The 22,352-nt window shown below is 63.8% G+C and carries 21 protein-coding genes; 9 read left to right on the forward strand and 12 right to left on the reverse strand.

The genetic code is table 11. From position 1 onward, the window contains the following. The first annotated feature begins 194 nt into the window (after positions 1 to 194). On the forward strand, positions 195 to 1,613 hold the full coding sequence (locus ACKAMS_RS11790; protein ID WP_019749016.1) for an amidase: 1,419 nt from the start codon (positions 195 to 197) through the stop codon (positions 1,611 to 1,613). Between the two features lie 4 nt (positions 1,614 to 1,617). Further along, positions 1,618 to 2,172: a TetR/AcrR family transcriptional regulator gene (locus ACKAMS_RS11795; protein ID WP_019749017.1), complete on the forward strand. Its 555-nt coding sequence runs from the start codon at positions 1,618 to 1,620 to the stop codon at positions 2,170 to 2,172. 49 nt (positions 2,173 to 2,221) lie between these two features. On the opposite strand, the gene era is transcribed toward ACKAMS_RS11795, so the two are convergent. The 5 genes from era to ACKAMS_RS11820 form a co-directional block, all read right to left on the reverse strand. Next, positions 2,222 to 3,139, reverse strand: coding sequence for a GTPase Era (gene era / locus ACKAMS_RS11800; protein WP_019749018.1), 918 nt, complete (start codon positions 3,137 to 3,139; stop codon positions 2,222 to 2,224). Positions 3,140 to 3,163: 24 nt separating this feature from the next. Further along, positions 3,164 to 4,468, reverse strand: coding sequence for a hemolysin family protein (locus tag ACKAMS_RS11805; RefSeq protein ID WP_019749019.1), 1,305 nt, complete (start codon positions 4,466 to 4,468; stop codon positions 3,164 to 3,166). A gap of 21 nt (positions 4,469 to 4,489) precedes the next feature. Beyond that, positions 4,490 to 5,032: an rRNA maturation RNase YbeY gene (gene ybeY, locus ACKAMS_RS11810; protein WP_003944525.1), complete on the reverse strand. Its 543-nt coding sequence runs from the start codon at positions 5,030 to 5,032 to the stop codon at positions 4,490 to 4,492. A gap of 48 nt (positions 5,033 to 5,080) precedes the next feature. Continuing rightward, positions 5,081 to 6,169 (reverse strand): PhoH family protein, encoded by a 1,089-nt coding sequence (locus ACKAMS_RS11815; protein WP_019749020.1) that lies wholly within the window; start codon positions 6,167 to 6,169, stop codon positions 5,081 to 5,083. A gap of 112 nt (positions 6,170 to 6,281) precedes the next feature. After that, entirely contained in the window at positions 6,282 to 6,977 is a 696-nt protein-coding gene (locus ACKAMS_RS11820) for a TetR/AcrR family transcriptional regulator (RefSeq protein WP_078377511.1), read from the reverse strand. A 128-nt stretch (positions 6,978 to 7,105) separates the two neighbouring features. On the opposite strand from ACKAMS_RS11820, the gene ACKAMS_RS11825 reads away from it, so the two are divergent. After that, the gene (locus ACKAMS_RS11825) at positions 7,106 to 8,710 is read left to right on the forward strand and encodes an MFS transporter (RefSeq protein ID WP_021333394.1); all 1,605 of its coding nucleotides are present in this window, start codon (positions 7,106 to 7,108) and stop codon (positions 8,708 to 8,710) included. Here the strand turns inward: ACKAMS_RS11825 and ACKAMS_RS11830 are convergent. From ACKAMS_RS11830 to hrcA, 5 genes are all read right to left on the reverse strand, one after another. Continuing rightward, entirely contained in the window at positions 8,702 to 9,478 is a 777-nt protein-coding gene (locus tag ACKAMS_RS11830; protein ID WP_408989069.1) for an alpha/beta hydrolase family protein, read from the reverse strand. The two genes, ACKAMS_RS11825 and ACKAMS_RS11830, sit on opposite strands and share 9 nt — an antisense overlap. Positions 9,479 to 9,492: 14 nt before the next feature. After that, positions 9,493 to 10,731, reverse strand: a complete 1,239-nt coding sequence (locus ACKAMS_RS11835) for an Ig-like domain-containing protein (RefSeq protein ID WP_020908192.1) — start codon at positions 10,729 to 10,731, stop codon at positions 9,493 to 9,495. A gap of 163 nt (positions 10,732 to 10,894) precedes the next feature. After that, entirely contained in the window at positions 10,895 to 11,656 is a 762-nt protein-coding gene (locus ACKAMS_RS11840) for a 16S rRNA (uracil(1498)-N(3))-methyltransferase (protein ID WP_021333396.1), read from the reverse strand. 2 nt (positions 11,657 to 11,658) lie between these two features. After that, entirely contained in the window at positions 11,659 to 12,810 is a 1,152-nt protein-coding gene (gene dnaJ, locus ACKAMS_RS11845; RefSeq protein ID WP_019749026.1) for a molecular chaperone DnaJ, read from the reverse strand. A gap of 81 nt (positions 12,811 to 12,891) precedes the next feature. Continuing rightward, complete coding sequence (hrcA, locus tag ACKAMS_RS11850; RefSeq protein ID WP_019749027.1) at positions 12,892 to 13,935, reverse strand: heat-inducible transcriptional repressor HrcA; 1,044 nt, start codon at positions 13,933 to 13,935, stop codon at positions 12,892 to 12,894. A gap of 157 nt (positions 13,936 to 14,092) precedes the next feature. Between hrcA and ACKAMS_RS11855 the strand changes: the two genes are divergently transcribed. After that, positions 14,093 to 14,416, forward strand: a complete 324-nt coding sequence (locus ACKAMS_RS11855; protein WP_003944521.1) for a type II toxin-antitoxin system VapB family antitoxin — start codon at positions 14,093 to 14,095, stop codon at positions 14,414 to 14,416. Positions 14,417 to 14,442: 26 nt separating this feature from the next. Here ACKAMS_RS11855 and ACKAMS_RS11860 read toward each other — a convergent pair whose 3' ends face one another. Together ACKAMS_RS11860 and hemW are read right to left on the reverse strand one after the other, a co-directional pair. Continuing rightward, positions 14,443 to 15,063, reverse strand: coding sequence for a CG0192-related protein (locus tag ACKAMS_RS11860; protein WP_408989070.1), 621 nt, complete (start codon positions 15,061 to 15,063; stop codon positions 14,443 to 14,445). 35 nt (positions 15,064 to 15,098) lie between these two features. Further along, positions 15,099 to 16,325: a radical SAM family heme chaperone HemW gene (gene hemW, locus ACKAMS_RS11865; protein WP_408989071.1), complete on the reverse strand. Its 1,227-nt coding sequence runs from the start codon at positions 16,323 to 16,325 to the stop codon at positions 15,099 to 15,101. A gap of 503 nt (positions 16,326 to 16,828) precedes the next feature. Here hemW and ACKAMS_RS11870 point away from each other — a divergent pair. The 5 genes from ACKAMS_RS11870 to ACKAMS_RS11890 are packed head-to-tail and all read left to right on the forward strand — an operon-like array spanning position 16,829 to position 22,277. Beyond that, positions 16,829 to 18,559, forward strand: coding sequence for a nitrite/sulfite reductase (locus ACKAMS_RS11870; protein WP_019749031.1), 1,731 nt, complete (start codon positions 16,829 to 16,831; stop codon positions 18,557 to 18,559). Beyond that, a complete protein-coding gene (locus tag ACKAMS_RS11875) occupies positions 18,556 to 19,299 on the forward strand; it encodes a phosphoadenylyl-sulfate reductase (RefSeq protein WP_046378754.1) in 744 nt (247 codons plus the stop codon). Before ACKAMS_RS11870 ends, ACKAMS_RS11875 begins: the two co-directional genes overlap by 4 nt. Next, positions 19,296 to 20,231 (forward strand): sulfate adenylyltransferase subunit CysD, encoded by a 936-nt coding sequence (cysD, locus tag ACKAMS_RS11880; protein WP_020908199.1) that lies wholly within the window; start codon positions 19,296 to 19,298, stop codon positions 20,229 to 20,231. Before ACKAMS_RS11875 ends, cysD begins: the two co-directional genes overlap by 4 nt. After that, positions 20,231 to 21,517 (forward strand): sulfate adenylyltransferase subunit 1, encoded by a 1,287-nt coding sequence (locus tag ACKAMS_RS11885; protein ID WP_408989072.1) that lies wholly within the window; start codon positions 20,231 to 20,233, stop codon positions 21,515 to 21,517. Before cysD ends, ACKAMS_RS11885 begins: the two co-directional genes overlap by 1 nt. Before the next feature lie 4 nt (positions 21,518 to 21,521). Continuing rightward, positions 21,522 to 22,277 carry a sirohydrochlorin chelatase gene (locus ACKAMS_RS11890; RefSeq protein ID WP_020969974.1) on the forward strand — a complete coding sequence of 252 codons (756 nt, stop codon included), beginning with the start codon at positions 21,522 to 21,524 and terminating at the stop codon, positions 22,275 to 22,277. Positions 22,278 to 22,352: the final 75 nt, after the last annotated feature.

The raw sequence follows: 22,352 nt of genomic DNA on the forward strand, positions 1-22,352 counted from the left end.
CCATGACGCTCGGTCGCCCTCGACCGGATGCGCTCTCTCAGCTTCGACCTCCAGAGAGGCCGATTCCGTGTCTCTGACGATCCACTTACGCACTGACCTGGCGTCTTGACGCGATCTTGACGCGGAACCCAAGTTCGCCAATACTGAAACAAGTTACTGTTCGTTCGAACGAACAGTTTTGCGAAGGGAACCTGATGACTTCTCGAACCGACCACGATCTCGCCCCCGGCCTTGTCGACCAGGTTGCGAGTCTGGCTTCGGGTGCTACCTCGTCCGTCGCGGCCACGGAGGCAACGCTGAGCCGGATCGAGGCCACTCAGCCTCACCTCAATGCGTTCAAGATCGTGCGGCGCGAGAAGGCACTCGAAGAAGCTGCCGAGGCCGACAGGCGTCTCGCACTCGGCGAGCGCCTACCTCTTCTCGGCGTGCCGATCGCAGTGAAGGACGACGTCGACATCACCGGCGAACCCACCGCCTTCGGTTGCCCTGGCGATTTCCCGGCCAAGACCGAGGACTCGGAGATGGTTCGACGCCTCCGCGACGCCGGCGCAGTGATCGTGGGCAAGACCAACAGCCCGGAACTGGGCCAGTGGCCGCTCACGAGCGGTTCAGCCTTCGGTTACACGCGCAATCCGTGGTCGCGTCACCACACTCCAGGCGGATCGTCGGGCGGCACCGCGGCGGCCGTCGCTGCCGGATTAGTCAGCGCCGGAATCGGTTCCGATGGAGCCGGTTCCATCCGAATCCCCGCGGCCTGGACCAACCTCGTCGGAATCAAGCCGCAGCGCGGGCGCATCTCCACCTGGCCCGACGCCGAAGCCTTCTACGGCCTGACGGTCAACGGCCCGCTCGCTCGCACCGTCGCCGACGCGGCACTGTTGCTCGACGTCGCTGCCGGCAACCATGACGGCGATCTCCACAAGCCGACACCGGTCACCGTCAGCGACGCGGTGGGACGCGACCCCGGAAAACTGAAAATCGCTCTTTCCCTTCGTAATCCGTTCACCGCCACTCCTGTGAAGCTGGACCCGGAAGTGCGCCTGGCGGTTCATTCGATCGCCGACACGCTGCGGGAACTCGGACACCACGTCGTCGTCGACGATCCCGCATACGGCCTGATCTTCGGCCTGAACTTTCTGCCCCGCTCACTCGTCGGGGTCCACGACTGGCTCGGACGCGTTCCCGACCCGACACTGGTCGATGCCAGAACACGCGGAAATGCACAGAACGGCAAGCTACTTCGTGGTGCGCCACTGCGCGCGGCCCGCGCGGCCGAACCGCGGATGCGAAAGCGGATCGGGGCGATCTTCGACACCTACGACGTCGTCCTGGCACCCACGACGGCAACTCCACCGATCATGGCGACCGCGATCGACGGCATCGGTGGTTGGGACACCGACAAGGTCATGACCGGCGCCTGCCCGTACGCGTGGCCGTGGAACGTCCTCGGCTGGCCCTCGGTCAACGTGCCGGCCGGATTCAGCAAGGCCGGCCTGCCCATCGGTGCGCAGTTGATGGGCAACGAGAACACCGAACCTCTGTTGGTCTCCCTCGCTTCACAATTGGAATCGGTCCTGCGTTGGGATCAGGTCCGCCCCGAGCCGTGGTGGTGACCCGATGAGTAACCGGGACGTTCGCGAGCGAATACTCGATGCCGTTCTGCACGTCGTCGGTACCGACGGCATCCCGGGTGTGAGCAACCGGCGCATCGCCGCGCAGGCCGGCGTCTCACTCGGATCGATCACGTATCACTTCGCGAGCCAGTCGGACATGCTCCGCGCTGCTCTGTCTCGTTTCGTGACAGACGAGACGACGCGCCTGCGCGCCTTGGCCGAGGAGTACCGCGACAAAGGTCTCAGCGTCGAGGATGCCGCGGCAATAGCTGAGAAGGTGACGCGAGATCTTTCGTTCTCGGCCGAGCGGATCGCGCCGTTCGAGATGTACATCGCCGCCGGCCGCGACCACGAACTCCATGAAGTGGCGGTCGAATGCTTTGCCGCCTACGACGATTTGACCGTCACGATTCTGACGGCACTCGGCGTACCGGATCCCGAATCGATTGCATCGACGCTCGTCGCCGTCATCACTGGACTCCAACTCCGACGCCTGGCCACCGGCGTCGACGAGCAGGACATCGGCGCGGCGATCCTCAGGGTCCTCCGGCCCCTGTGAGTGGTTAGGCAGTCCCTGGACTCCTTAACCGCTCACGGGGCCGGAGGCCCTAGAAGCCCAACCGGCCGAGCTGCTTCGGGTCGCGCTGCCAGTCCTTGGCGACCTTGACGTGCAACTCCAGGAAGATCCGCACACCGAGCAGCTTCTCGATCTGCAGGCGCGCACTGGTACCGACTTCCCGCAGACGCGCTCCGCCCTTACCGATGACGATGCCCTTCTGGCTGGGCCGCTCGACGTAGAGCAACGCGTGGACGTCCAGCATCTCGCCCTGCTTCTCGGTGCGTCCTTCGCGCGGGATGACCTCCTCGATCACCACGGCCAGGGAGTGCGGCAATTCCTCACCGAGACCCTCGAGCGCAGCCTCACGGATGAGTTCGGCCATGAGCACCTCTTCGGGCTCGTCCGTCAATTCACCGTCCGGGTAGAAGGCCGGGCCCTCGTCCATCAGACCGGCGAGGACGTCGACCAGGATCTCGACCTGTTCGCCCGACTTCGCGGACACCGGAACGACCTCGGATTCGGGACCGAGCAAGGTGGACAGCGCAAGCAACTGCTTTCCGACGGCGTCGCGGCTGACCTTGTCGATCTTGGTGACGATGCCGACCAGCTTGGTCTTGGGCGCCATCTGACGGATCTGCTGCACGATCCAGCGGTCTCCGGGCCCGATGGCCTCGTCGGCCGGGATGCACAGGCAGATGACGTCGACCTCGGAGTACGTGTCGCGAACCAGGTCGTTGAGGCGCTGCCCGAGCAATGTGCGCGGCTTGTGCAGTCCAGGGGTGTCCACCAGGATCAGCTGCGCATGCTCGCGGTGAACGATGCCACGAATCGTATGGCGCGTCGTCTGCGGGCGCGAGGACGTGATCGCGATCTTGCTGCCGACCAACGCATTGGTCAGCGTGGACTTACCCGTATTGGGTCGACCCACGAAACACACGAAGCCTGACCGGAATTCGTTCTTGCTCATAACTGCTCCTCGCTGAACACTCGCTCAGTCATCGGTGTCTTCTGTCTCTTCGTCTTCGGACCGCGGGATGCGCTGCACGAACACCGTGCTGATGCGTACCCGGCCTCGGCCCGTATTGGTTCCCTCACCGCGCAGGATCAAACCGTCGTATTCCACCTCGGAACCAGGAAGCGGAACTCGGCCGAGTACGTATCCGATCAGCCCGCCGACGGTCTCCACCTCGTCGAGTTCGAGTTCGAGATCGAACAATTCGCCGAGGTCTTCGATGGGAAGTCTCGCGGATACGCGGAACATTCCGTCACCGAGATCCTCGATGGGCGGCGTCTCGTCCTCGTCGTACTCGTCGGCGATCTCACCGACGATCTCTTCGATGACGTCCTCGATCGTGACCAGCCCGGCGATTCCGCCGTACTCGTCGACGAGGATCGCCATGTGATTGCGGTCGCGCTGCATCTCGGCCAGCAAGCTGTCGAGTGGCTTCGAATCGGGAACGAAGACCGCCGGCCGCATGACGTCGCAGACGTTGACGTTCCGGCCGCCGTCGGGCAGGTGGTAGGTCTGCTTGACCAGATCCTTGAGGTAGACGACACCGAGCACGTCGTCGACGTTCTCCCCGATGACCGGCAAGCGCGAGTGACCACTGCGCACGGCCAACGACGTCGCCTGTCCGGCATTCTTGTCATTTTCGATCCACACCATGTCGGTGCGAGGCACCATCACCTCGCGTGCCGACGTGTCTCCGAGTTCGAAGACGGACTGGATCATTCGGCGTTCTTCGTCGGCGACGACGCCGCGTTCCTGCGCCATGTCCACGAGTTCACGCAACTCGATTTCCGAAGCGAACGGACCGTTGCGGAAGCCCTTACCCGGGGTCAAGGCGTTACCCACGAGGATCAGGACGCGACTGATGGGCCCGAGCAGAACACCGATCCACAGCAGTGGCAACGACGCGGCCATCGCGATGGAGTACGCATGTTGGCGCCCAAGCGTTCTCGGTCCGACGCCGATGACCACGTACGAGACGAGAACCATGATCACCGCGGTGACGGTCAGCGCCCAGCCCAACGAGAGGATGTCGATCAGACCGCCCACGAGTACGACGGTGGCCGTGATCTCGCACAAAATGCGAAGCAGGACCATCAGGTTCACGTATCGCGGACGATCGGTCAGAATGCGCTGCACGCGCGCGGCGCCGGCTCGCTCTTCCTTTGCCATCTCGTCGATGCGCGCCGACGAAATGGTGTTGAGCGCCGAGTCGACGGCCGCGAAGACACCACCGACCGGGACAAGAGCAATCGCCAGAACAAAGAGCGCTATGGCGCTACTCACTACAGAACCCCCGGATAACTGTTATCGGTCCACTCCGTCGACGAAACCGGTCTTGCCGAGCAGCTTCTGATCGCGTTCGGCCAGTGCTGCTTCGCGGTCGATACGGCGAAGGTCTTCGTACCACTCTTCGAGGAGGCTGTTCTGCAAGCCGAACATCTCCTTCTCCTCTTCCGGCTCCGCATGGTCGTAGCCGAGGAGGTGCAACACACCGTGGACGGTCAGGAGGGCAAGTTCGTGAGCCAGTGAATGCCCGGCCTTGTCAGCCTGATCCGCGGCAAAAGACGGACACAACACGATGTCGCCGAGCATCGACGGTCCAGGCTCCGGGGAATCAGGACGGCCACCCGGCTCGAGTTCGTCCATCGGGAACGACATGACGTCGGTCGGGCCCGGCAGGTCCATCCAGCGAACGTGCAGATCCGCCATCGTCGCGGAGTCGACGAGAACCATCGACAGCTCGGCCGCCGGATGGACATCCATCCGAGCGATCACGAAACGGGCAACGCTGATCAACTCCGGTTCGGAGATGTCCATGCCCGATTCGTTCGAGACCTCGATGCTCATGTGCGACGCTCTTTCCTGGGAAAAGTAGGGGTTGATGCGTCGATCAGCCTACCGTCGCGGTGAATGAGCATGTGCAGCGCGGCGCTGCGCCCGGTTTCCGACCGCTAACTCGCCGGACCGATCCGATTCGTGACGCTCGTAAGCGTCGACGATGTGGGAGACCAGCCGATGCCGTACGACGTCACTGCTGTCGAGGGTGGCGAAATGAATATCGTCGATCCCGGTGAGGATTTCGGATGCCGCACGCAGACCCGAACGGGCCCCACCAGGTAGATCGACCTGGGTCACGTCTCCGGTGACCACGATCTTGGAACCGAACCCGAGACGGGTCAGGAACATCTTCATCTGCTCGGCCGTGGTGTTCTGCGCTTCGTCCAAGATGATGAAGGCGTCGTTGAGCGTCCGGCCGCGCATGTAGGCGAGCGGAGCGACCTCGATGACTCCGGCCTGCATCAACTTCGGAATCGCCTCGGGATCCATCATGTCGTGCAATGCGTCGTGCAGCGGGCGCAGGTACGGATCGATCTTCTCGTGCAGCGTGCCGGGCAGAAAGCCCAGTCGCTCGCCTGCCTCGACTGCCGGCCTGGTCAAGATGATCCGAGAGACCTGCTTGGCCTGCAACGCCTGAACGGCCTTGGCCATGGCGAGGTAGGTCTTGCCGGTACCGGCCGGGCCGACTCCGAACACGATGGTGTTCTCGTCGATGGCGTCGACGTAGCGTTTCTGGTTGAGGGTCTTGGGCCGAATCGTCTTGCCCCGACGCGAAAGAATGTCGAGGGAGAGCACCTCGGCCGGAGACTCGCCGACCTCGTTGGTGAGCATGCCGATGGTTCGTCGAACAGCATCCGGTGCGATGGGTTGCCCCCGACCGGCCAGCGACGCCAATTCACTGAACACACGTTCTGCCAGCGCAACGTCTGCAGCCGTCCCCGACAAGGAGACAGTTCCGCCACGTACGTGAATGTCGGCACGAAGCTCACGTTCGATCGCGGTGAGATTCTCGTCCGTCGCCCCCAGGATTTGGCGCACGGTCTCCGGCGCCAGATCCATACTCGAACGGACGGTGCGCTCTGCGGGCAGAGCGCGATCGGTGATGGTGGTTACACGGTTCCCGTCGAGTTCACTGTGTTCACTCACGTGGTGAATATGGCCTGCTTTCTGGTCCGATCAGCCCACTCGACTCGTGAGCCTCGATACTTCGAAGTCTAGCGCCAGAGTCGGACACGGCCCACTTGTTAATCGTCCCGGCCTAATCCTCGCGGCGACCGGACGGCAGCGATTCTCGGATCCATTCCGACGCTTCGGCGACGACCTCGGCGCTTCTGTCCGGACTGATACCCGCGATGACCAGGCATACGGCGGCAAAGGATTCGCCAGAGTCGGTGATGAGCCCACTGTTGGCCTGATCGAACAAAGTGATCGTGATCGCCTCGGTCATCGCTACCAGAGTCTCGGCCGGCAGGTATGTCGAGAAGGTGCCGTCACGCTGACCTCGCTCGACGACGCTGACACTCACGGCGCGCGCGGGCTCCATCAAATCGAGAATCCGCTGCTCCCCCAACTCTTTGCGGGCAAAACTGAGCAGCATCCGGAATCGATCACCGACCGGCCATGACAGCAATGCCAGTACGGCAGTCGCCAGATCGGGGCGCTCGGGCGGCTCACCGGCTTGGCTCAGCGCAGCAACGAGATCGGTCGACGCCTCGTCCACGATGCCGTTGATCAGCGCCTCACGGCTGTCGAAATGCGCGTACACGGTTCGTCTGACCACACCGGCAGCCTTTGCGACGTCGTCCATGCTCGCATCCGGATCAGCAGCGAACGCCGTGATCGCCGCCTCGATGATGCGATTGCGATTCGCCGCGGCCTGACTACGACGCTGCCTTCCGCCCGATTCGGCAGTTCCCGAAACGACTGTGCCCGAATGCGTCAACGCGCGTTCCACCTCTTTCGACTGCCCAACTGTGATCTAGGTCAATCATAGTTGCACATCGGTGTGCAAGTTATTAACTTACACATCAGTGTGCAAATAGATCGAGGAGTCTCTTCGATCATCAGGAACGGAGTCGCGTCATGACGACACTCATGAGCAAACCTGTCTCGGAGATGGACCAGCCGTACTCACGGCGGTGGGCCGCGCTCGGGGTGTTATGCCTGAGTTTGCTGATCGTCGTGATGGCGAATACCGCGCTGATCGTCGCGGCGCCGGACATGACCAGAGACCTCGGGCTCACCAGCACTCAACTGCAATGGGTCATCGACGGCTACACAGTCCCCTACGCCGCGCTGATGTTGCTGTTCGGCGTGATCGGTGACAAGTACAGTCGCCGCGGAGCGCTTCTGGCCGGACTCGCCGTGTTCGCCGGCGGCGCCGTCTTCGGCAGTATCGCGGACACCACCAACGCCGTCATCGCGGCACGAATGATCATGGGCGTCGGCGCCGCGATCATCATGCCCGCGACGCTCTCGCTTCTGGTCGCCACCTTTCCCAAAGCGGAGCGATCACGCGCCATCGCGGCGTGGGCGGCGACGTCGGGTCTGGCGATTGCCCTCGGTCCGCTACTGGCCGGCTGGATTCTCGACAGTCATTCCTGGAGCATCACTTTCCTGATCAACGTCCCGATCGCCGCCGTCGCTGCCGTCGCCGCCGTAATCCTGGTGCCGCCGAGCAAGGCCGAGCACCTGGGCCGGATCGACTGGATCGGCGGCGCACTCTCGGTGGTCACCATCGGCTCGCTCGTGTACTCGATCATCAACGGATTCCACTTCGGGTGGACCGGCGGACCCATCGGCACCGCCGTGCTCGCTGCGATCGGTCTCGTCTCGTTCGTCGTCTGGGAACTGCGTCACCCGCAGCCACTGCTCGACGTCCGCAAACTCGGCCAGCGCATGGTCGGCGGCGCGACACTCGCCGTACTTCTGCTCTTCCTGGCCGCCTTCGGTGCCATCTACTTCATCTCACAGCAGTTCCAGTTCATCCTCGGCTACGGCGCACTCGAAACCGGTGTTCGTCTGCTGCCCTTGGCAATTGCCGTTTCGATCGGCGCCGTGGTCAGTGGCCGGATCACTCCGCTGATCGGCGTCCGGGCATCCATCGTCGGCGGCATGGTCGTCGCCGCGGTCGGTGTTCTGATTCTCACGCAGGTAGACGGCGATTCGGGCTACTGGATGTTCGCTGTCCCACTGATCCTGCTCGGCCTGGGCATCGGCTTGAGTGAACCGCCGGCCACCGACGCCATCATGGACAACTTCTCCGAGGACGATCTCGGCGCTGCTGGTGGCCTCAACGACACCGCCATCGAACTCGGCGGCTCTCTGGGAATCGCGATCCTGGGCTCGATCCTCGCTGCGAGCTACAAGGATTCGATCGCAGGATTCATCAGCGGTATGCAGGTTCCACAGTTGACGGGTGAGCTGGCGCAACAGGCCGCGTACGCGATGGAGGTGTCGGGAGAATCCGTCGGCGGCGCTTCGTTGGTCGCCGAAGAGATGGCAGGCAACCCCTTGGCTGCAGCTCAGGCAGCGCCGTTGCTCGACGCCGCCGGCAGTGCCTACGCCGACGCGATTTCGGCGGCCAGCTGGGCGGGCGGCCTTGCACTGTTCGTGGGGGCAGTTGTCGTGGCGTTCATCCTGCCGGGCAAGAAGGCCCCTGTGCAAGAAGGCCCCGTGTCAGTCTGACGTGCTCGGAGCCAGCGGGTCTTCGGCGAGAACCAACTCGCGGGAGACCCGCCAGGACTCGGTCGAGGGTGAGAGAAATGCGTCGTGCCCTTCGCCCTCGATCACACGCAGTGCCACGGGATCACCAGCCGCTTCGGCAGCCTTCGCATACCGGTAGCTCACCTTGGCCGGCACCTGCAGATCCTCCGCACCCGTGACGCACACAACGGGAACGCCGATCGGCAGTCGATGCTGTGGCGACGCATTGCGATACAGATCCGGGTCCGCTTCGAACGGAACGCCGAACAGATCCTCGATGAAGCTGATCCGTCGTCCACGCTCGCCTGCCGACGCCAGATCGAGTGCGGCAGCCTGCGCGATTACCCGTTCAGGCCGGGTGAACGTGTCCTTCTCTCCCGCCAGCCACACTGCAAGATGTCCGCCGGCCGAATGCCCGAGCAGGCGAATCTGATTCAGATCGAATTCGGCCGAGGACTTCGCGGCAACCAGTCCGGGGATTTCGTCGTACGCCGTTTTCACGTCGGCGGACATTTCCGGCCAACCACCGCCCGCCCCGAGGCGGCGGTATTCGATGTTCCACACTGCGACGCCGTGCCGCGCGAGTTCGACGGCAAATGCGGTGCCCAGATTCAATCCGTACTGCCCGCTCCAGAAGCCGCCGTGGATCTGCATGACGATCGGGATCGGGCCGTCAACCGCCTCGTCGGGAACGTAGAGATGCCCGAACTGTTGCTCGTGTCGGCCGTACGGAATCTTGAATCGAGGCACCGAGGAAATCTATCTCAGGCGAGGGCGCTGCCTGCGGCCCAGTCTGCCCACGAGAGGGTCCAGTCGCCGTTCTGCCACACCTCCAGCGGAGCCCCGCCGGTGTTCTTGATCTCGACGACATCTCCTGGCTGCGAGAAATCGAAGAACCATTTGGCATTGGCCGCACTGAGATTGAGGCAACCGTGCGAGGTGTCGGTGTTTCCCTGCGCCCAGACGGTGCTCTCCAACTCGTGAAGATAGATACCGTCCGTGCTGATGCGGGTGGCCCAGTTGATGGATTCCTTGTAGCCCAGGCGCGAGTTGATCGGCAGACCGTAGGTCGACGAATCCATGATGACGGGATTGGCCTTGTCCATCACGGTGTACGTGCCGGGCTGGGTCCAGAACGAGAGCGTCGTGCCGCCGATCGTTTCGGTGCCGCCCATTCCCATCGAGGTCGGCATCTCCTTGATCACCTGACCGTTTTCGTAGACGGTCACCATCTTGGTGTTGTCGTCGGCGACCGAGACGTGGGAGTCGCCGATCTTGAAGGACACGGTGTCGTCCTGTTGGCCGTACAGTCCGTTGCCGAGTTGCTTGCCGTAGATGTTCGCGTTCACCGAGACCGTCGTGCCTGGTGCGTAGTAATTCTGCGGGCGCCAGTGAACGTTCTGACCGTCGACCCAGTACCACGATCCTTGTACGGGCGGATTGGTGGTGACCACCAGAGACTTCTCGGCCGCGGCTTTGTCACCGATCAACTCGTCGAAATGAACGGCGACGACCGTGCCGACGCCGTACGTGCCACCGTCCGAAATCGAGGCGCCACCGGTGGTGTTGATGTACGCGCGAGTCTGATTACTCGGCGCGACGGTGGTCAGCGTCGTGTTCTTGGTCGTGGCAACACCATTCGCGTCGACGGCATCGACGACAAGCTTGTAGGTCTTGCCGTATCCGAGTGGTTCGCTCGGCTTCCAGGACGTCTTGTCAGGCGTCGTGATACCGGCGACTTCCTTACCTTCGGGATTGGTCAGCGCGACGGTCGTCAGTGTTCCCTTCGCGACCTGGACCTCGATGGGATCGAGGGGGCTCACGGGGGTTCCGCCGTCGGCGGGAGTGACGGTGACGAGCGCCTCGCTGGTCGGTGTGGTGGTGACGGCATTACCGGAAGAGCCCGGGTTGTCTCCGGTGGAGACCGTGCACCCCGCAACCAGCATCATCGCCGCCGCGGCACACACCGCTCCGGCAATTCGCATATGCGCACGTGACAACATCTGGCCTCCTGAAATCCCCGAACCAACTCACGCCGAAGGCGACCCCCGACGTCCTTACGATAGTGCGCAAATCTGACACTTCGCTGAGCGCCGGATCCGATTCAGCTCGGGATCACACCAACGTCAGTGCAGTCACAACAAGATCAGTGCAGTCACAACAAGATCAGTGCAGTGGCCGTGGTCCCCAGCGATCGGTCAGCACTCCGATCGCGCCGAGAGCAACAGCCCCGGCGGTCGACGTGCGCAGGACCGTCGGCCCGAGAAGCACCGGAGTGGCCCCGGCCTCCGACAACGCACTGATCTCCGAATCGTCGAGGCCACCTTCGGGACCGACAACGAGAAATACCTCGTCCGCGCTCGCCAACGGCAAGCCAGCCAACGGCGTCGTCGCCGATTCGTGAAGCACCGCAACCACAGCGCCGCGGGCAACGGCGTCGCGAACCAACGCGATCACCGCCGCCGTCTTGTGCAGATCCGAAATCTCCGGGACGAACGCGCGTCTGGACTGCTTCGCCGCAGACACTGCGGCACTTCGCCAGCGTGCGACGCCCTTGGCGAGCTTCGGGCCTTCCCATTTGGCGACACAACGCAGGGACTGCCACGGAATCACGGCGTCGATACCAGCCTCGGTGGCCAGTTCGACGGCCAACTCGGAGCGCTCGGCCTTGGGCAGTGCCTGAATCAGGGTCACCAACGGCTTGGGCTGCTCGAGAACCTGAACGTCGCTGACCAACAGTTCGAGGCGATCCTTGCCGACGCTCGTCACCTCGGCGTCGGCTACCCGGCCACGTCCGTCGGCCAACACCAAACGCTCGCCGACACCGATCCGGCGGACAGTGGCCGCGTGGCGGCCCTCCTGCCCGTCCAGAACTGCGATTTCACCGACGCCGGGAACCGGGTCGAGAAAGAAGACCGTTGCGGCCACCGTCAGCGGCCGCTGAATGCTTCGCGAAGACGCGAGAACAGACCACCGCTGTTCTGCGACGTCGTCGAAACGACCTCGGCTTCGTCACGATCGCGGAGCAGCTTGAATTCCTTGAGCAGCTTGGACTGCTTGTGATCGAGGCGGCTCGGGATGACCACCTCGAGGTGAGCGTGGACGTCGCCGCGCACTCCCGACCGCAGTTTCGGCATACCGTGACCGCGAAGAACAGCAACGTGCCCGGGCTGGGTGCCTGGCTCGATGGTGATTTCCTTGGGGCCGTCGATGATGGTGTCGACGGTGACGCTGGTACCCAGTGCTGCGTCGACCATGGGAACACGGATGGTGCAGTGCAGGTCTTCACCGTCCCGAACGAAGACGTCGTGCTGCTGCTCGACGATCTCGACGTAGAGGTCGCCGGGGTGTCCGCCGCCTGGGCCGACTTCACCCTGCGCAGTCAAACGGATGCGCATGCCACCGGCAACGCCCGCCGGAACCTTCACCGTGATGTCGCGCTTGGCCCGCACTCGGCCGTCGCCGCCACACTTGTGGCAGGGATCCGGGATGGTCTCACCGGCACCGCGGCACGTCGGGCAGGGACGCGAGGTCATGACCTGGCCGAGGAACGATCGCTGGATGGACTGAACTTCGCCGGCACCGTTGCAGGTCTCACAGCGGACAGGCTTGGAGTCGCCGTTGGTTCCGGCTCCGGTGCAGCTGTCGCACAGAATGGCCGTCTCGACGGTCACGTGCTTGCTGACGCCCGTCGCACATTCTGCGAGGGTCAGCTTGGTGCGAAGCAACGAGTCGGCTCCGGGCTGAACGCGACCGCGCGGCCCACGACCTGCGCCGCCACCGCCGCCGAAGAAGGCTTCGAAGACGTCGCCGAGGCCACCGCCACCGAATCCGCCGCCGAAGCCACCACCTCCGCCGCCACCGGACTCGAGCGGGTCTCCGCCGAGATCGACGATGCGACGCTTCTCCGGGTCGGTCAGGACCTCGTAGGCCGTCGAGATCTCCTTGAACTTGGCCTGCGCCGCCTCGTCAGGGTTGACGTCCGGGTGCAGTTCGCGTGCCAGCTTGCGGTAAGCGCGCTTGAGCTCCTGGTCTGTCGCGTTCTTGCCGACGCCGAGCAATCCGTAGTAATCCCGTGCCACGTTGAGTCTCTCGTCCTTCTCTTACTTCTAGGTTTTCCTCAGTCCTCGCGAGGAGGTGTGCCGACCAAATGTCGACGTCCGTCATCGCTCGGAGAGAACTTCGCCGATGTATCTGGCAACGGCGGCAACCGATGCAATTGTTCCCGGATAGTCCATCCGAGTGGGTCCGAGCACACCGACACCACCGAAAACGGTACCGGCCGCGCCGTAGCCAGTCGAAATCACGGAGGTTCCGCGCATCTGTTCGACCTGCGTCTCTTCACCGATCTGGACGGTGACCGTGCCGGAATTCTGAGTCGCAGCGAGCAGTTTGAGGACCACTACCTGCTCTTCCAGTGCTTCGAGCACTGCGCGCAGCGAACCGGGGAAGCCGGCCAGACCGGAGAAATCGGCGGCGTTGCGCGTGAGGTTGGAGGTTCCGCCCAGAACGAGGCGATCTTCCGGATGTTCGACCAGGGTCTCGACCAGAACCGTTGCCGACCGGATCACGGCGTCGCGCAGGTCGGCCGGAGACTCGTCGGCCAGTTCCGCCACGGCAATCGACGCGGCGGCCAGGCGCTTACCTTCCAGGGCCCCGCCGAGAAGCGCGCGCAACCGGGACAGGTCTTCGTCTTCGAGGACGTCCCCGAGCTCGACGATTCGCTGATCGACTCGCCCGGAATCGGTGATGAGAACGAGAAGCAGGCGCGCCGGCGTCAATGCGACCACCTCGAGGTGGCGAACCGACGACGCGGACAGCGACGGATATTGGACAACCGCGACCTGACGGGTCAGTTGCGCGAGCAGTCGCACACCGCGGCGCAGAACGTCGTCGAGGTCGACACCCGACTCCAAGAACTCGAGGATCGCTCGTCGCTCGGGTCCGGACATGGGCTTGACGTCGGCGATGCGATCGACGAATTCGCGGTATCCCTTGTCGGTCGGAACGCGGCCGGAACTGGTGTGCGGTTGGGCGATGTAGCCCTCGGCCTCGAGGAATGCCATGTCGTTGCGCACAGTGGCGCTCGACACTCCGAGGTTGTGACGCTCGACCAGGGCCTTGGATCCCACCGGGTCCTGGGTGGAGACGTAATCGGCCACGATTGCACGTAAGACCTCGAAACGCCTGTCGTCGGTACTCGACATCGTTGCCACCTCCGTTTCCTGAACAGAACGAACACCGACATTTACACATCGGTTCCCACTGGCAGTCTAATCGCCCGAGCGCCAGAGACGGCTGTTGCCCTTACTGTGGAGTGAGATCGGCGAAGGGTCGATCGCACAACCATGGACAAGGCGGCACATGATCTTCAAAGGCGTGATGGACGGCAAACCGTATCCCGATCACGGACTGTCTCTACGCGACTGGTCGAAGTTCCCTCCACGTCAGGTTCGACTCGACGAGATCGTGACCACCACGAAGGTCCTCGAACTCGATCGCCTGCTGTCGGAGGACTCGACCTTCTACGGCGATCTGTTCCCTCACGCAGTGCAGTGGCGCGGCACTCTCTACCTCGAGGACGGCCTGCACCGAGCGGTTCGTTCGGCCCTGCGAAACCGCGTCGTGCTGCACGCGCGTGTCTTCGACTTCGACGCGATGCCCGGTGTCATCGAGGGCGTCCGCTGACGCTCACGCGACTCAGGCGCCGAGACTCAACCGACGAACGCGAGCAGTGCGGGATTCGGCTGCCCCGGCCAGGTTCCGGTGAGCGTCGCTGAGCCTGACACTCGATCTGCGTCGATCACTCTCACCACGGTCAATTCCAGTTCTCCCGCGCTGATGATCGTGTCGGTGCCGACTGTCGAGCCGGTCACCGATTCGACGTCCGGTACGGAAGCGCCGGCCGTACCGCTGCCTACTACGTGAGCCGTCACCGTGATGTGATCGGCGGAGTCCGCGAAAACCAGATCGACTCCGGCCCCACCGGTCAGAATCGCGGTCGCCACCGCGCTCACGTAGACCGGATCGCAGCAAGCGTCGTACACCCACCGCTCGCCCAGTACCGAATGATCCATGGTTGCGATCAGCGCAGTCTCCGCCCCGTCCAGCGGAGCACCACGATAAGTGAGCGGGACCTGAAGAATTCGACCGTCGGCAGAGCGGAGCAGGTGCGTCTCGATTCCGACCTCGCCGTCCGGGTCGTCGAAACGATAGGCGTCGACGCGTTCGAGCGTCGAACAGTCGACCGACCCGACCCATGGCTGCTTGGGCACCCACGCTCGGAGCAGGTCGTTCTTGGACGGATTCAGCTGCGCACGATGAATGATGGCCACCACGGCCACATTACGCGGCGAAGGATGGTGCCGCGTCAGGTCAGGATCGTGCGAATCACCGCATCAGCGAGCAGGCGGCCACGGTCGGTGAGAACCACGTGATCGTTCTCGATCACGGCCAACCCGTCGACTACCACCTGTTCGACCGAAAGGCGTTCGGATGCAGACAGTTCCGACAACGGAAGTCCCGTACGCAACCGCGCGGTCAACATGACGCGCTCCATGTGTTCGTCCTCGGCGGTCAGTTCTTCGCTGCCGCCGACGGGAAGTTCACCGAGGGCCAACTGTTCCGCGTACCGTGCCGGGTGCTTGACGTTCCACCACCGCACTCCGCCGACGTGACTATGCGCGCCCGGTCCGGCGCCCCACCAGTCACCACCGTCCCAGTAGCCGAGGTTGTGACGGCACCGGGTGTCACCGGAGTCCGCGGTTTCCGCCTTTGCCCAGTTGGAGACCTCGTACCAGTGCAAGCCGGCCTCGGACAGGCGTGAATCGATTCGTTCGTATCGTGAGGCCAGCACGTCGTCGTCCGGCGCGGGCAGCTCGCCGCGCCTGACCTTGCGAGCCATGGCGGTGCCGTCCTCGACGATCAACGCGTAGGCCGAGACGTGGTCGACATCGGCGGAGAGAACCGCGTCGAGTGAGGCGTCCAGATCTTGGTCTCGCTCCCCTGGCGTTCCATAGATCAAATCCAAGTTCACGTGCGAAAAACCAGCTGCGCGAGCCTCTTTCGCGGCAGCGACGGCGCGGCCGGGAGTGTGGGTGCGGTCGAGGATCTTCAGGACGTGCTGAGCCGCGGACTGCATGCCGAGGGAAATGCGGGTGAATCCCGCACTGCGGAGAGCGTCGAAGAATTCCGGCGACGTCGATTCGGGGTTCGATTCCGTGGTCACTTCGGCGCCGGACGCCAAGCCGAAGCTGCTGCGAACCGCCGACAGCACGTCGGACAGCCCGTCGCCACCGAGCAGCGACGGCGTTCCACCGCCCACGAACACCGTCTCGGCCGCCGGGGCGCCCGTCATCTCGGCCGCGAGATCGAGTTCGCGTCGCAGACCCTCCAGCCACGACTGCGGCGACGCCGAGGTTCCGAGCTCACCGGCCGTGTAGGTGTTGAAATCGCAGTACCCACACCTGGTGGCACAGAACGGGACGTGGATGTAGATCCCGAACGGCCGTTTCCCGACACCCTCGAGCGATCGCGCGGGCAAGGCGAAGGGCGTCGCCTCGCTCTGTCGAGTGGGAGTCGTGCTGGTGGCATTCACGCCTCCAGTGTCCCAGCATCCGGAACGCACACCTATTCAGCCTGCGATGCAGGTCGGCGCGTGGCCTGAACTCGATATTTCCCCCGTTTTTCGTGGAAATATGCGCCCGAGTCGGAATTATCGAGTTGACGTGGCACAATGGTCCGCATGACCGGACTCGGAGTGCGACTTGTGGCGCGTCGCCATGTCGACTTCAAGCGTGTGTGCAGCTCGTCGTGTCTGCACCTGTGTAGCTGTTGATCTTTCACTGATCTTCCAGCCTTTCCCGCTCATCTCCATCTGCTTCACCGAAACAACTCTCTGCAGAGACACGTCGTTTCAGAGATACAGCTTCTCCAGCTGTTCGTTTTCGTGAGCACACCTGCCGGCCGCGAGCTTTCCGAGACCGAGGACAGCCCCCTCGATTTCCGACACGGACCGGTGCGTCCCGATCAGACACCGCCACAGTTCGTCGATAGTGCGTGCCGCGTGCCGATCAACCGCCCAGATCCAGGAGTTCATCGATGACGTCGACCACCGACGCCGCCACACCCGCCGATTCGGCAGCACCTGCCGAAGCCCGGCCCGCACGCGCTGCGCGTCCCGCCAAGCGTCGCGCCGAAGGTCAGTGGGCCCTCGGTTACCGCGAGCCGCTCAACGCCAACGAGCAGGCCAAGAAGGACGACAACCCGCTCAACGTTCGGGCCCGCATCGAGAACATCTACTCCAAGCAGGGATTCGACAGCATCGACAAGGGCGACCTTCGCGGCCGCTTCCGCTGGTGGGGTCTCTACACCCAGCGCGAAGAAGGCTACGACGGCACCTTCACCGGCGACGAGAATATCGACCTGCTCGAGGCCAAATACTTCATGATGCGCGTGCGTTGCGACGCCGGCGCTCTCAACGTCGAGCAGCTGCGCACCATCGCCGGCATCTCGAAGGAATTCGGCCGGAACACCGCCGACCTGTCCGACCGCGAAAACGTCCAGTTCCACTGGATCGAGGTCGAGAACGTTCCGGAGATCTGGAAGCGGCTCGAAGCCGTCGGACTCAAGACCACCGAAGCGTGCGGTGACTGCCCCCGCGTCGTCCTCGGTTCTCCCCTGGCCGGCGAATCGCTCGACGAGGTCCTCGATCCCACCCCGGCGATCGACGAGATCGTGCGCCGCTACATCGGCGACCCCAAGTACTCCAACCTGCCGCGCAAGTTCAAGACCGCCATCTCCGGTCAGCAGGACGTCGTTCACGAGATCAACGACATCGCCTTCATCGGCGTGAACCACCCCGAACACGGCCCGGGCCTCGACCTCTGGGTCGGCGGCGGACTGTCCACCAACCCGATGCTGGCGCAGCGCGTCGGCGCCTGGATTCCGCTCGACGAGGTCCCCGATGTCTGGGAGGGTGTCGTCTCGATCTTCCGTGACTACGGCTACCGCCGTCTGCGCGCGAAGGCAAGGCTCAAGTTCCTCATCAAGGACTGGGGCATCGAAAAATTCCGCGAGGTTCTCGAGACCGAGTACCTCAAGCGCCCGCTCATCGACGGCCCCGCGCCGGAGAAGCCCAAGCGCCCGATCGACCACGTCGGCATCCAGAAGACCCGCAACGGCCACAACGCAGTCGGCTTCGCTCCGATCGCCGGCCGCGTCTCGGGAGACATCCTGGCTCAGGTCGCCGACGCCGCGGAGAAAGCCGGCAGCGACCGGATCCGCTTCACGCCGTACCAGAAGCTGATCATCCTCGACGTCGCCGACGAGACCCTCGAGCCGCTCATCGCCGATCTCGACGCGCTGGGCCTTCCCGCCCGTCCGTCGCACTGGCGCAAGAACCTGATGGCCTGCTCCGGCATCGAGTTCTGCAAGCTCTCGTTCGCCGAGACCCGCAAGCGTTCGCAGGTGCTCGTGCCCGAACTCGAACAGCGTCTCGCCGACATCAACAGCCAGCTCGACGTGCCGATCACCATCAACATCAACGGTTGCCCCAACTCCTGCGCTCGCTCGCAGATCGCCGACATCGGCTTCAAGGGCCAGCTCGTCGACGACGGTGAGGGGAATCAAGTCGAGGGTTTCCAGGTTCACCTGGGAGGCAGCCTCGGATTCGACAGCGCCTTCGGACGCAAGCTGCGCCAGCACAAGGTCACCAGCGTCGAGATGGGTGACTACATCGACCGCGTCGTACGTCAGTTCGTCAAGAACCGCAACGAAGGTGAACGGTTCGCCGAATGGGCAGTGCGCGCAGACGAAGGAGATTTGCGATGACAGTGGACATTTCGCGAGCAACCGCCGACGAGCTTCGGTCCATCGCCGAGCGCGGTGCCGTAGAACTCGACGGAGCCAGCGCACAGGAGCTGTTGCAGTGGACCGAGGACACGTTCGGCGACGGGGCGAGCGCAGCGACGGGGGAACGTAGCGGTTACATCGTGGCGTCGAACATGCAGGATGGAGTGCTGGTTCACCTTGCCGCACAAGTTCATCCGGGCGTCGACGTACTCTTCCTCGACACCGGCTACCACTTCCCCGAGACCATCGGCACACGTGACGCGGTCGAGCAGGTCTACGGCGTCAACGTCATCAATGCACGCGCGCTGGCAAGCGTCGCCGAGCAGGATGTCGCCGAGGGCAAGGATCTGTTCGCCCGTGATCCCAACCGCTGCTGCGCATTGCGCAAGGTCGCACCCCTCAAGCAGACACTGTCCGGCTACAGCGCGTGGGTGACCGGCATCCGCCGCGTCGAAGCGCCCACCCGCGCCAACGCTCCCCTGATCTCCTTCGACGACGCCTTCGGCCTCGTGAAGATCAACCCGATCGCTCCGTGGTCGGACGAGGAGATGCAGAACTACATCGACACCAATTCCATCCTCGTCAATCCTCTTGTCGACGAGGGCTATCCGTCCATCGGCTGCGCACCCTGCACCAGCAAGCCAGCCCCCGGCAGCGATCCGCGTAGCGGTCGTTGGGCCGGTGCCTCCAAGACAGAATGCGGGTTGCACGCATCATGACAGTTGACTTGACACTTTCACGTCCTCAGCTCGACGGCACACAGTTCGATACTCTCGACGCCCTCGAGTCCGAAGCGATCCACATCTTCCGAGAGGTAGCCGGCGAGTTCGAACGCCCGGTCATTCTCTTCTCGGGAGGTAAGGACTCCACCGTGCTGCTGCATCTGGCGATCAAGGCCTTCTGGCCTGCGCCGCTGCCGTTCACCCTGCTGCACGTCGATACCGGCCACAACCTGCAGGAAGTTCTCGACTTCCGCGATCACGTCGTGGCCAAGTACAACCTGCGCCTGCACGTGGCCAGCGTCGAGGAGTACATCGCGGACGGTCGCCTCACCGAGCGCCCCGACGGTATCCGCAACCCGCTGCAGACCGTTCCGTTGCTGGACGCGATCTCCGAGAACCGCTTCGACGCCGTCTTCGGTGGCGCTCGCCGCGACGAGGAGCGCGCCCGCGCCAAGGAGCGGATCTTCTCGCTGCGCAACGCTTTCGGCCAGTGGGATCCCAAGAAGCAGCGCCCGGAACTGTGGAACCTCTACAACGGTCGCCACTCCCCCGGCGAGCAGGTGCGCGTCTTCCCGCTCAGCAACTTCACCGAGCTGGACATCTGGCGTTACATCGCCCGCGACAACGTCGAACTCGCCAGCATCTACTACGCCCACCAGCGTCCGGTGTACCAGCGCGACGGCATGTGGATGACCCCCGGAGTCTGGGGTGGTCCGGCTGACGGCGAAGAGCTGCAGACCCTTTCGGTGCGTTACCGCACCGTCGGCGACGGTTCGACCACGGGTGCTGTTCTCTCCGATGCGGCTGACAACGAAGCGATTCTCGCCGAGGTTGCGGCATCACGTTTGACCGAGCGCGGCGCGACCCGTGGCGACGACCGAGTTTCCGAAGCGGCCATGGAAGACCGCAAGCGAGAGGGCTACTTCTGATGAGCGATCTGCTCAGACTGGCAACTGCCGGCAGCGTCGACGACGGAAAGTCCACCCTCGTGGGCCGCCTGTTGTACGACACTAAATCCGTTCTCGCCGACCAGATCGACGCCGTTACCCGTGCGTCGGTGGACCGGGGTCTCGACACCCCTGACCTGTCGCTCCTGGTGGACGGACTGCGCGCCGAGCGTGAGCAGGGCATCACCATCGACGTGGCGTACCGCTACTTCGCGACCCCCAAGCGCACCTTCGTGCTTGCCGATACACCGGGCCACGTGCAGTACACCCGCAACACGGTCTCCGGTGCCTCGACGGCTCAGCTCGTGATCCTGCTGGTCGATGCTCGCAAGGGCGTCATCGCGCAGACTCGTAGGCACGCAGCGGTTCTCGCGTTGCTCGGTGTCCCGAAGCTCGTTCTCGCCGTGAACAAGATCGACCTCGTCGAGAACCCCGAAGAGGTATTCACCTCGATCTCCGCCGAGTTCAACGAACTCACCAGCTCACTGGGCTGGGCAAGCGAAGACGTCGTCGAGATCCCGGTATCGGCACTGCACGGTGACAACGTCGCCATCCGCTCCGACAAGACCCCGTACTACACCGGCCCCACGCTGATCGAGCACCTCGAGTCGATTCCCGTCGACGCCGAGCCGCATCGCGTCGGCCTGCGTTTCCCGGTGCAGTACGTGATCCGTCCGCGTACCGCCGAGTTCCTCGACTACCGCGGATACGCCGGCCAGGTTGCCGCCGGTTCCGTCGTACCCGGCGACGAAGTGGTGATCCTGCCCTCGGGTACGCGCACCACCGTCACTCGTATCGACACGGCCGACGGTGAACTCGACGTCGCCCACGCGGGACGCAGCGTCACGCTGATCCTGGCCGACGACGTCGACGTCTCTCGCGGCGACACCATCGCCTCGCCGTCTGACGCACCCGAGCCGATCGGCGAATTCGACGCCACCGTCTGCTGGTTGGCCGAGAAGTCGCTGCGCCCCGGCGCACGTCTGCTGCTCAAGCACGGCACGCGCACGACGCAGGCCATCGTCGGCAGCTTGGTGGAGCGCTTCAACGAGCAGGATCTCACCACGGATCAGGGCCCGGATACTCTCGAGCTCAACGAGATCGGCAAGATTTCGATCCGCGTGGCCGAGCCGATCGTGGCCGACGACTACACAGTGAACCGCCACACCGGCAGCTTCCTGTTGATCGATCCCGCTGGTGGAAACACTCTCGCAGCCGGCTTGGTCGGCGACGTCATTTCCGCTGTCGAACTGGGCGAGCGCGTCTAAGTCGATGGTTCCGCTCATTGCTGTTGCGCACGGCAGCCGTGATCCCCGTTCTGCTCGGGTGATCGCGGCTGCCGTGGCGGCTCTTCGTGAAGCCCGGCCAGACCTCGATGTCCGGCTGGCGTTTCTCGATCTCAATGCACCGTCCATCGATCAGGTCCTGGACGGAGTTGCACACGACGGCCACACTCACGCCGTTGTTGTTCCGATGCTGCTGGGCAACGCCTTCCACGCTCGGGTAGATCTGCCCGGGCTCTTGGCCGCTGCCGCGACACGCCACCCCCAACTGACCGTGTTCCAAGCAGACGTACTAGGTCGCGATGCTCGGCTTATCGAGGCAGTGCGCGAGCGAATCCTCGAAGCGGGCGCCCGGCCGGACGATCCGTCGGTCGGTGTCGCTCTTGCGGCAGTCGGCTCGTCCGACGCGCGTGCCAACGCCGCGACCGCAGAACTGGCGTCCACTCTCCTGAGCGGAACCAACTGGTCGGGCGTTCGAATCTGTTTCGCGACATCCGCGGAACCAACAGTTGCCCAGGCGATCTCCGCTCTCGAGCAGAACGGCGCCGAACGCGTTGTCGTCGCACCCTGGTTCTTGGCTCCCGGCCTACTGACCGACCGGCTCAGCGCTGCAGCAGCAACGGTATGTCCGCGCGCGCGTTTCGCCGAAACGATCGGTGGGCACTCTCTACTGATCGAAACGATGATCGACCGTTACCGACAAGTCGCTGATGCACTACCCGACCGTCTGGTCCGCTCCGCCTGATCCGGTTTCACAGGCCGTTATCAGATTGTTACCGTAGTGTTGGATCTGTCCAGCCTGCGAAGGTTCATCCTTCGC

This window comes from Rhodococcus sp. 5A-K4 (assembly GCF_046097995.1).
In the GTDB taxonomy this organism is placed as follows: Bacteria; Actinomycetota; Actinomycetes; order Mycobacteriales; family Mycobacteriaceae; genus Rhodococcus_F; species Rhodococcus_F erythropolis.